The 9,626-nt window shown below is 68.9% G+C and carries 6 protein-coding genes, 1 tRNA gene and 1 rRNA gene; 5 read left to right on the forward strand and 3 right to left on the reverse strand.

All coding sequences use genetic code 11. The features are described 5' to 3' along the window. Positions 1–11 precede the first annotated feature (11 nt). Positions 12–1,757 (reverse strand): DUF6055 domain-containing protein, encoded by a 1,746-nt coding sequence (locus tag ACP690_RS15145; protein ID WP_426261461.1) that lies wholly within the window; start codon positions 1,755–1,757, stop codon positions 12–14. Between the two features lie 261 nt (positions 1,758–2,018). On the opposite strand from ACP690_RS15145, the gene ACP690_RS15150 reads away from it, so the two are divergent. The 5 genes from ACP690_RS15150 to ACP690_RS15170 all read left to right on the forward strand — a co-directional run bounded on the left by ACP690_RS15150 (position 2,019) and on the right by ACP690_RS15170 (position 9,348). Beyond that, on the forward strand, positions 2,019–3,089 hold the full coding sequence (locus ACP690_RS15150) for a helix-turn-helix domain-containing protein (protein ID WP_426261460.1): 1,071 nt from the start codon (positions 2,019–2,021) through the stop codon (positions 3,087–3,089). Between the two features lie 95 nt (positions 3,090–3,184). Further along, complete coding sequence (locus tag ACP690_RS15155; protein ID WP_426261459.1) at positions 3,185–4,264, forward strand: efflux RND transporter periplasmic adaptor subunit; 1,080 nt, start codon at positions 3,185–3,187, stop codon at positions 4,262–4,264. A gap of 3 nt (positions 4,265–4,267) precedes the next feature. After that, on the forward strand, positions 4,268–7,309 hold the full coding sequence (locus tag ACP690_RS15160; RefSeq protein WP_426261458.1) for an efflux RND transporter permease subunit: 3,042 nt from the start codon (positions 4,268–4,270) through the stop codon (positions 7,307–7,309). Continuing rightward, positions 7,302–8,729 carry an efflux transporter outer membrane subunit gene (locus ACP690_RS15165; protein ID WP_426261457.1) on the forward strand — a complete coding sequence of 476 codons (1,428 nt, stop codon included), beginning with the start codon at positions 7,302–7,304 and terminating at the stop codon, positions 8,727–8,729. The genes ACP690_RS15160 and ACP690_RS15165 overlap by 8 nt, the downstream gene beginning before the upstream one ends. A gap of 16 nt (positions 8,730–8,745) precedes the next feature. Then, positions 8,746–9,348, forward strand: coding sequence for a MipA/OmpV family protein (locus ACP690_RS15170; RefSeq protein WP_426261456.1), 603 nt, complete (start codon positions 8,746–8,748; stop codon positions 9,346–9,348). Here ACP690_RS15170 and ACP690_RS15175 read toward each other — a convergent pair. Next, a tRNA-Met gene (locus ACP690_RS15175) sits at positions 9,319–9,395 on the reverse strand. The two genes, ACP690_RS15170 and ACP690_RS15175, sit on opposite strands and share 30 nt — an antisense overlap. A 132-nt stretch (positions 9,396–9,527) precedes the next feature. Then, a 5S ribosomal RNA gene (gene rrf, locus ACP690_RS15180) occupies positions 9,528–9,626 on the reverse strand; the annotation flags it as partial.

Below are 9,626 nucleotides of genomic sequence, written 5' to 3' on the forward strand. Positions count from 1 at the left end.
AGAGCTCCGCGTCAGCAGGCGGGCGGCGGCCCCTTCAGCGTCATTTGCGGCATCCGGCAATCGACCTCTCCCTTCAGCCGCGGCGCCGCGCCACTGATATCGACGGCATAGGGAAAGCGCGCGCCCGCCGTCGATCCGGGCTTCTGCCAGCCAAGCGATTCATACACGCCCGGCGTCGCCGTCACCGCCAGATACAGGCGCGCATCCTTTGGGATACGATAGGAGACGGTGGCGCTACCGGTCCCCTCCACCGCGCCTAGGCGGGAATAGAATGCATCCGCCTCGCCCCGCACCGCCACCAGCGCGAAACGCCATGCCGCGTCCTTGGCGGTCGTGACGCCGGTCAGGCGTACGGACACGGTGTCGCGATGGCCGGTCGGGGTCAGCGGAATGATGTCCGTGCCGAACTGGTACAGCACCTGGTCGGACTGCGGCACGAACCGGCCCGGCCGATCGCCCGGAACCAACGCGGCAAAGCGGCTCCCGCCGAAGACGAACCGCGACTGCGCAACGGCATCCAGCAGCGCGCGCTGGTTCATGAAGTCGAGCGTGACGAGCCGCGCGCCATACCATCCCATGTCGTCGGCGAAGGAGCGCACGCCCTTCGGATAGGCGCCCGATGCCGTGCCGAGCCGCAGGATGGTCGGCACGAAATCCTCGGTAGACGCCCCCGCGGCGGTCCGCGCATTGCGGGTCCACCCCGCCCAGACGAGCGGTCGCGTGCGCGGATCTTCGAACAGCATATTGAGGAACGGAAACGCACCGTAGCGCGCGTCGGGCCACAAAGGCCCGACATACTGGCGGTTGCCGTAACTCCCGATCCACGTCGTCGATCCCGGCACTAGCAGGTTTCCGATCCAATTGCCGCCCGCTTCCCAGATCGCCCCGGCGCTCGGACTGTCGCGCAGTCCGCCCGAATAGAATTGCATGACATGGCCGAATTCATGCGCGAACGTCTTCGACCCATAATTGAGCATGCTCGCGGCGATCCAGATGGCGGGCGAGGCCACCGGCGTGCCCGACATCAGGTCGCCGTCCGCGACATGGGGGCGGCCGGTGCCGGAGATGTACACCGCGATGCGTCGGCGTTCGCCGGCCGGACGGTCGGCATAGGGCATCGGTGCGCCCGTCAGATCGCGGCTCAGATGCCACACCTGCTCCGCCCACGCCCCCGCGCGGGTCAGGACGGTGCGCCAGTCCTGCCCGGTGTCGCGTGCATAGGCATAGCTGTCGCCCTTGGTGTTCGTGCCGTACCAGAAGACGAAATGCTGGGTCTCGTACTTGGCGATTTTACCCGCCTCGAGGTCGCCTGGCTCCACCTGCCCGGGCTCCGACACGGTCGCATAGCGGTTGGGATCGGGGGTGGAGGGATGCCGCGCGACTTCGGCAGCGATGATGGCCTGGTCGGCAGCCACGAACGAATCCGCCCGGAATGCGCGATAGCAGCCCGCCGCGGTCACCATCTCCACGATCCGGCGCGCCTCGCCGTCATCGACGCCATAGGCCTGCACCATGCGCGCGCGGAACGGCGCACCGATCGCCAGCCCCTCGCGTTTGCTGCCGTCATCGTCGATCGTCGCCGGCTGGCGGACCTGCCGGATCGGCGTCCAGCGTCGCATCGGATAACGCCCCCATGGCGCCAACGTCGTGTGGCTCCGACACCCGGACGATGCCGCAGCGAAGGCGGGCCCGGCGTACACCGACGCCGTGCCGACCAGCACCGACACCAGCGCCACCCACCGCACTCCCTGCACCATGCGCATCACTCCCCCACCCCACGACCTCTCGTCCTGGGGTACGACAAGGCACGATCGAAAAGCCGTAACGCCGCCACAAGATCGCACCGCACCATGCATCGCGGTGCAATGGGTAATCGACAGTCGCGACCAACCGCCCCTCGCCGCTTGGCAAGCCGGGATCGCCGCAATAGGTCGGCGCGGAAGACCCCGCCTCCCCACCTTTCACCCGACCGACAGCGTGCCGTCGCACGCGATCGGCGCCACCGCAGAAAGACCCGCGTGCTGAGCATCGAAGCCTGGCTGCACGGCGGCATCGCCACGTTGCTCGCACTCGCGATTGCGCTGTTCCTCAGCGAGGCGCCGACCCGTGCCGGTCGCTACGGCGCGGCCCTGGCATTCGCCGCGCTGCTGACGGAGGTGGCCGGGTTGCCTTTCATGCAGGGCTTGCCGATGCTCGCCACACTGCTGCAACTCGCCGGATCGGCTAGTTTGCCGCTGTTCTGGCTGTTTGCCCGTTCGTGGTTCGAGGACGATTTCCGCCCGGGCGTTGCCGAACTGGCCCCGGCGCTGGGGTATCTCGGCGTCAGCGCAGCCGTGATCGGCGGCGAGCGGGGGACGCATGCACCGCTCCATCCGCTCGATGGGATTCTGTACGTCGCGGGCATCGCGCTCACCGTCGATGCGCTGCGCCATGCCTGGCAGAACCGCGCGACCGATCTGGTGGAGGCGCGACGCCGCGCGCGGGTGGCGTTCGTCGTCATCGTCACGATCGTCGTGCTCTGGACGATCGGCGCGGAGGTCGCGGGGCGCGCCTTCGGCCGCTTTGCCATGGCCGGTATCGCGAGTGCGATCGGCATGGTGACGGGGACGTTCGGTCTCGCGCTGCTGCTGTTCGGGCTGCGGCACCGGGACATGTTCGCATCCGCCGCGCCCGACAGCACGCTGCCCCTGGTGATCACCGCCGATCCGTCCCCGCCGCAGGAGCAGGACGAGCCGCTCGCCCGTGCGCTCGATAGGGCGATGATGCAGGACCGCCTGTACCGCGAGCCCGAGCTGACCATCGGCGCCATCGCCGCGCGGCTGGACGTGCCCGAATATCGCGTCCGCCGATTGGTGAATGGCCGTTTCGGGCATCGCAACATCAGCGACTATCTGAACGGACTGCGCGTGGCCGAGGTCTGCGCTGCGCTGGCCGATCCCGAACAGGCGGACGTGCCGATCCTGACCATTGCGATGGATGCGGGCTTTGGCAGCCTGGCGGTCTTCAACCGCAGCTTCAAGGCGCGGCTCGGCGAGACGCCCAGCGCCTACCGTCGCCGGCATCTGGAGACTCCGCCCCTGTCGGACTGATCGATTTCGAAATCGATCGGTCGAAATCGGAAATCCGGGAGGCGCGGCACGTCACACCCGGCATGGCGCGCCCGTTCCGCTTTCTGGGGGCCGTCATGCCGTTTGCTCGCCATCGTCACTTCGTCGCGCTTCTGTTACCCCTGTCCGGCTTGTCCGCCTGTGCGTCGCCGCCGTCACAGCAACCCGATCGTGATACGGCGATCGTCGATGTCGTGCCCGTTCATGCCGCGGGCGGCGCGCTTCGCCAGTTCAGCGGCGTCGTGCGCCCCTATCGCGAGACGATGCTCGCGTTCAAACGGCCCGGAAGGCTGCTGACGCTCACCGTTCAGGTCGGCGATACGGTGCGCGCCGGTCAAGTGCTGGGACGCCTGGGCAAGGCCGACGCCGACGCCGGAGCGGCGCAGGCCGAGGCCGAGCTCGCCGCCGCCACCGCCGATGCGCGGACAGCGCAGGATGCAGCCGACCGGTCGCGCGGACTGGACGGCGTCGGCGCCTTGTCGAGCGCGGAGGTCCGCCAGCGGGCACTGGCCGCCCGGGCGGCGGCCGCGAAGGTCGCCGCTGCCGCGGCGGTCGTCCGGCGCAGCCGCGACATGCTGTCGGACGCGATACTGGTCGCGCCGCAGGATGGGGTCATCACCGCGCGCCTCGTCGAACCGGGCAGCGTCGTCGAGGCGGGCAGGGCGGTGCTGAAACTCGCAAGCGGCGCGCCCGAGGTGGAGATCCAGGCGCCGGCCGATCTGCGCCTGACGTCCGGGATGATGGCCGATATCGGCATGCCGAGCCGCGCAGACACGTTCACCGCCCGGCTGCGCCGCCTCGCGCCGGAGGGCGATCCGACATCGCATCTGCGCGATGCCCGCTTCGTCCTGAGCGGCACGGGATCGCCGCCGCCCTACAACAGCATCGTCACGCTTACCCTGCGCACGCCCATGCCGGACCAGCAAGTCCGCGTCCCCCTGTCCGCCATCGGCGATGCGGACAGGCGCCCCTATGTCTGGACGCTGCAGCCCGACAGCCACATCCGGCGTCAGCCGGTGCGCATCGCGGCATGGCTGGGGCGAGATGCGCTGGTCACGGATCTGCGTGATGGCCAGTCGATCGTCGCTACCGCCGCCGACACGCTGGTCGACGGACAGAGCGTGGTCGATGCCGGTATCGAGCCGGGGTTCCACTGAGCCATGGACCGGCTCAACCTCTCCCGCTGGGCGATCCGACACCCCGCCCTGGTCGGTTTCCTGATCGCGCTGCTCTTCGTAGCGGGCGCGGCGCAGTTCCTGGCGCTGGGGCGCAACGAAGATCCCGGCTTCACGCTGAAGGAAATGATCGTGTCCGCCCGCTGGGACGGCGCGAGCCCGGCGCAGATGCAGGCGCAGGTCGCCGATCCGGTCGAGCGCACGCTGCGCGGGATCGACGATCTCGACTATCTCCAGACCTATTGCCTCGAAGGCGCCTGCGTCATCACCGTCGAGCTGAAGGACGCCGCCCCTCCCGGACAGGTCAAGGATGTCTGGCAACAGGTCCGGCGCAAGCTGAAGGACATCGAGCCCGCATTGCCGGCCGGCGCCTCGCTGGCGGCGAGTGAGGACAATGCCGACGTCTATGGTTACGTCTTTGCCCTGACCGGCGCGGACAATGCCCGGCTGGTCCGGCTGGCGGAGCAGGCGCGCGATACGATGCTGCGCGTACCCGGAGCGGGCAAGGCCGAGATCATCGGTGAACTGCCCCAGCGCCTGTTCGTCGATGTCGACCCGCGGCGGCTCGCCGGCATGGGCCTGTCGCCCGATCGCTTGGCCCAGGCACTGGCGCAGCGTCAGACGATCGCCCCGGCGGGCGGCGTGCAGGCCGCGATGCAGACGCCCGTCCGGTTGGACGGCGAGGTGGACGACGTTCGCGATCTGGAAAGCGCGTCGATCCCGACGCCGTCCGGCGCGATGCGTTTGGGTGATATGGCGACGGTCGTGCGGGGCTTTGCCGATCCGCCCGAGGCGGTGGTGCGCCATGATGGCCGGTCGGCGGTCATCCTGGCCGTGTCGATGCGGCCGAGCGCGGACGGACTGGGCTTCGGCAAGGCGATCCGCGCGGCCGCCAAGCAGATCCGGCGCACGCTGCCCGCCGGTGCGCGTCTGACGCAGGTCGAGGACCAGAGCGCCAATATCCGCGAGGCGGTGAACACCTTCCTCATCAAATTCTTCTGCGCGCTGACCGTCGTGCTAGTCGTCGCCTTCGTCACGCTCGGCTGGCGGACGGGGATCGTCGTGGCGCTATCGGTGCCGCTGACCCTGGCGATCGTCGCTTTGTACATGGGGGTGGCGGGGATCGGGCTAGAGCGGATTTCGCTCGGCGCGCTGATCCTCTCGCTCGGCCTCCTGGTCGACGACGCGATCATCAGCGTGGAAGCGATGGTGGTCCAGATGGAGCAGGGCGTCGATCGGCAAAAGGCCGCATCCTATGCCTGGACGCACACCGCCTTTCCGATGCTGACCGGCACGCTGATCACCGTCGTCGGGTTCCTGCCGGTCGGTCTCGCCCAGTCGACGACCAGTGAATATGCGGGCGGCATCTTTTGGGTGACGGGATCGGCGCTGCTGGTCAGCTGGATCGTCGCCGTGGTCTTCACCCCGTTCCTGGGCGTCACGCTGTTGCCGGACATGGCGCGGGGGCAGGGGCGTGACGCCAGGCCGTCCGGGCTCTACCGGCGACTGCGTGCCGCGATCGAGTGGGCGCTGAACCGGTGTTGGCTGGTCGCCGGCATCACGATCGCGCTGCTGGCGGTCGGCCTGCTCGGCGCGACACGCGTGCGGCAGCAATTCTTTCCCTATTCCGACCGGCCCGAGGTGCTGGTCGACCTCGCGATGCGGCCGGGCAGCTCGATCGAGGCGACCGCAGCGGCGACGCGGCGGCTGGAACATCTGCTGCACGGCGACCCGCGCCTCCGCAGCATGGACAGCTTCGTCGGTCGCGGGGCGCCACGCTTCTACCTTCCTTATGGTCCGGCCTTGCCCAATCCGGCGAACGCGACGGTGATGCTGGTGGCCCGCGATCTGGCGGCGCGCGATGCGCTGATCGATAAGCTGGAGCGAATGCCGGGCATCCCAGGCGCCAGCCTGCATGTGCGTCGCCTGTCGCTGGGGCCGAGCCTGGGATCGCCGGTCCAATACCGGGTGACCGGGCCCGATCCCGCCCGCTTGCGCGCGATCGCACAGCGGATCGCCGCCGTGCTGCGCGCCATCCCATCGTCCACGGCGGTTCAGATCAACTGGGGCATCGCCGCACCGGTCGCGCGCTACCAGATCGATCCGGCGCGTGCGGCGGCGCTGGGGGTGGACCGGGCACAGGTGGCGAGCGATCTTGCCGCCACCTTGTCGGGCGCGCCCGGCGGCGCGGTGCTGCGTGGGACGAAGCGGATCGGCATCATGGTGCGCGGTCGGGCCGAGGATCGGCACGACCTGGGCGGTCTGATCGACATGCCCGTATCGACAGCGCACGGCATGGTGCCGCTGAGCGAGGTCGCGACGCTGTCGCCGACCACCGAGCAGCCGATCGTCTGGACGCGCAATGCCGCGCAAACCATCACGGTGCAGGCCGACATGATCGGCGACGTCCAGGCCGCCGAGATCGTCGATGCCGCCGCTGCGCGCATCGCCGGTATCCGCGCTGCGCTGCCGCCCGGATATGACATCGCGGAGGGCGGCGACGGCGAATTGTCCGCCGACGCCAACCGCGCGATCTATCGCCTGCTGCCGGTCACGATCGGGATCATGCTCGTGCTACTGATGATCCAGTTGCAGAGCCTGCCGCGAACCCTGCTGGTGCTGGCGACCGCGCCGCTGGGGATCATCGGCGCGGTGGCGGCGCTGCTGCTGACGGGCGCGCCGTTCGGCTTCGTCGCGCTATTGGGGCTGATCGCGCTGGCGGGGATGATCATGCGCAACACTATCATCCTGGTCGATCAGGTGGAGACGCACCGGGCCGAGGGGATGACGGTGCGTACCGCCGTGACCGAGGCGACGGTTGGCCGCGCCCGCCCGGTGGTGCTGACTGCCCTGGCCGCCGTGCTCGCCTTCATCCCCCTGTGCTTCAACATCTTCTGGGGGCCGATGGCGATCGTGATGATCGGCGGACTGATCGGCGCGACCATCCTGACCTTGGTCGCGCTGCCCGCCTTCTACCTCTTGCTCTTCGGCCGCGAGGATACTGCCAAGGAGGCCGCGCATGATTGATCGTCGCACCATCGGCGCGGGCTTGGTCGCGCTGCTGCTGCTGAGCGGCTGCACGGTCGGCCCGGATTTCCATCCGCCCGTCGCCGACCTGCCCGCGCGGTGGCCGGGGAGCGTCGCGGCACCGACCCAGCCCGATGCGACCTGGTGGCGCAGCTTCGGCGACCCGCTGCTCGACCGGCTGGAGGATGAGGCGCGCGCCGCCAATCTCGACCTGCGGATCGCCGAGGAGCGGCTGGTCGCGGCGCGGATCGCCCGCGACGCCAAGCATGCCGACAGCCTGCCGCAGGTGGGCGCGCAGCTTGGTTATAGTCGCAACCGCATCGGCACCGCCGGACTGGCCGGCGTCCTGGCGCCGCTGCTGGGCCAGTCGCCGAATGCCGCCGACGCTACGATTCCCAAGGGCTATGCGTTCGATCTCTACCAGACCGATGTCAGCGCCAGCTGGGCCATCGACCTGTGGGGCAAAACCCGGCGCGAGGTGGAGGCCGCCACCGCCGGGGCCGCGCAAGCGGACGCCGCCACCCGGGGTGCGCGGCTGTCGGTCGAGGCAGCGGTCGCGCAGACCTATTGGCAATGGCGCGGGCTGGTGGAGGAACGCAGGCTTGCGCTCCGTGAGCAGGCGCTGGGCGACCGGATGCTCGCCATCGCGACCGCACTCCAGACGCGGGGCCTCGCTACCCGCATCGACGTCCGCGCGGCGGATCGGGAGCGGCGGGCGAGACAGGATGCGTTGCTGACGCTCGACGCCGATATCGCGCGCACCGCCCGCGCCTTGGCGGTGCTGGTTGGCCGCAACCCGGATATGCCACCTCTCGACGCGACCGATCGGTCCGCCATGCCGATGCTGGCCGCCCCCGCGCCCGGCATTCCCAGCGATCTCGTCCGACGCCGGCCCGACATTCTGGCCGCGGAGGCCGCGCTGCACGCGGCAACTGCCGCGATCGGTGCCGCGCAGGCTGATTTCTACCCCAGCCTCAACCTCTCCGGCCTCTTCGGCATCGACGTGTTGAACCTGGCCGATTTCGGGTGGGATGGGCGTACCACCGGCGTCGGCCCGGTGCTGTCGATCCCGATCTTTGCGGGTGGGCGGCTGCAACGCCAATTGTCGCTTCGTCGGTCCGAAGAGCGCAGCGCCGCCCTTACCTATCAGAAGACGGTGCGCGATGCCTGGCGCGAGGTGGACGATGCACTGGCCATGGTGCGGACGCTCGACCGACGGCGGGCGCTGGCGACGATCGACAGCCTTGCCCAAACGCAAACCGTGGCCGCGATCGAGGCGCGATATCGGCGCGGCGACATCGCCGCCGGGCCGCTGATCGAGGCGCAAGCCGCACAGACCGCCGCCGAGCGGGCGCTGCTCCGCCAGACCATCGCTGGCGCGCTCGCCCGCATCCAGTTGCACGTCGCCCTCGGCGGCTGATCGAAAGGTTCATCCTGTGTCGAAATTGCCTGTCTTTGGCGCGACGGCATGGCTGACCGCCTGCCTGTTCCCCGCACCCGTCACGGCCCAGTCTCGTCAGGACACCGACCCCCTCGATCGCGACATCGTCGCGGTCGGTGCGGGGTTGGCGGTCGTTCCCGACTATGAAGGTTCGAATCATTACCGCCCGGTCGTCGCGCCCGCCGCGATCGGATCGGTCAAGGGACACAGCTTCGTCGTCGCGGGCAACCAGGCCAGCCTCAATCTGCTGCGCGATCGACCCGGGCCGGTCTGGCAGGTACAAGTGGGGCCGTTTGCCCAGATCAATTTCAATCGCAGCGTTATAGGCGCTATTCACGATCCTCGTGTACTGGCGCTCGGTGCGCTTGGCCTGGCCGTTCAGATGGGCGGCTATGTCGGGGTTCAGAAGACGGGAGTGGTGACCAGTTCCTCTATCAAGTCAGGCCCGCCCCGCGGATGTTGCACTGCACGTCCGTGCGGTTCTGTTGTGCGGTTGCGCTGGGGATGGGTGTGTGCGCCAAGACGCACGAAAGCCCCGGACCGGATGGTCTGGGGCTTTTGTGAGGAATGGTTGCGGGGACAGGATTTGAACCTGTGACCTTCAGGTTATGAGCCTGACGAGCTACCGGGCTGCTCCACCCCGCGCCAAGGACCATCAAAGTGGTGCTTTGATGGAGTGTCCGTTTGAGACGCGAGAACCCCCGCTTGTGGCGAGGGTTGCGTGTCCCGTTGGGACGAAATCATGAATGGGTTCTTATTTCCCGCACAGGCTTCAATGCCTGGCGACGACCTACTCTTCCACTGCTTAGGCAGTAGTACCATTGGCGCAGTCGGGTTTCACGGCCGAGTTCGGGATGGGATCGGGTGGGACACCGA

The organism is Sphingomonas sp. DC4900, from assembly GCF_049896485.1.
GTDB lineage: Bacteria > Pseudomonadota > Alphaproteobacteria > Sphingomonadales > Sphingomonadaceae > Sphingomonas > Sphingomonas aquatilis.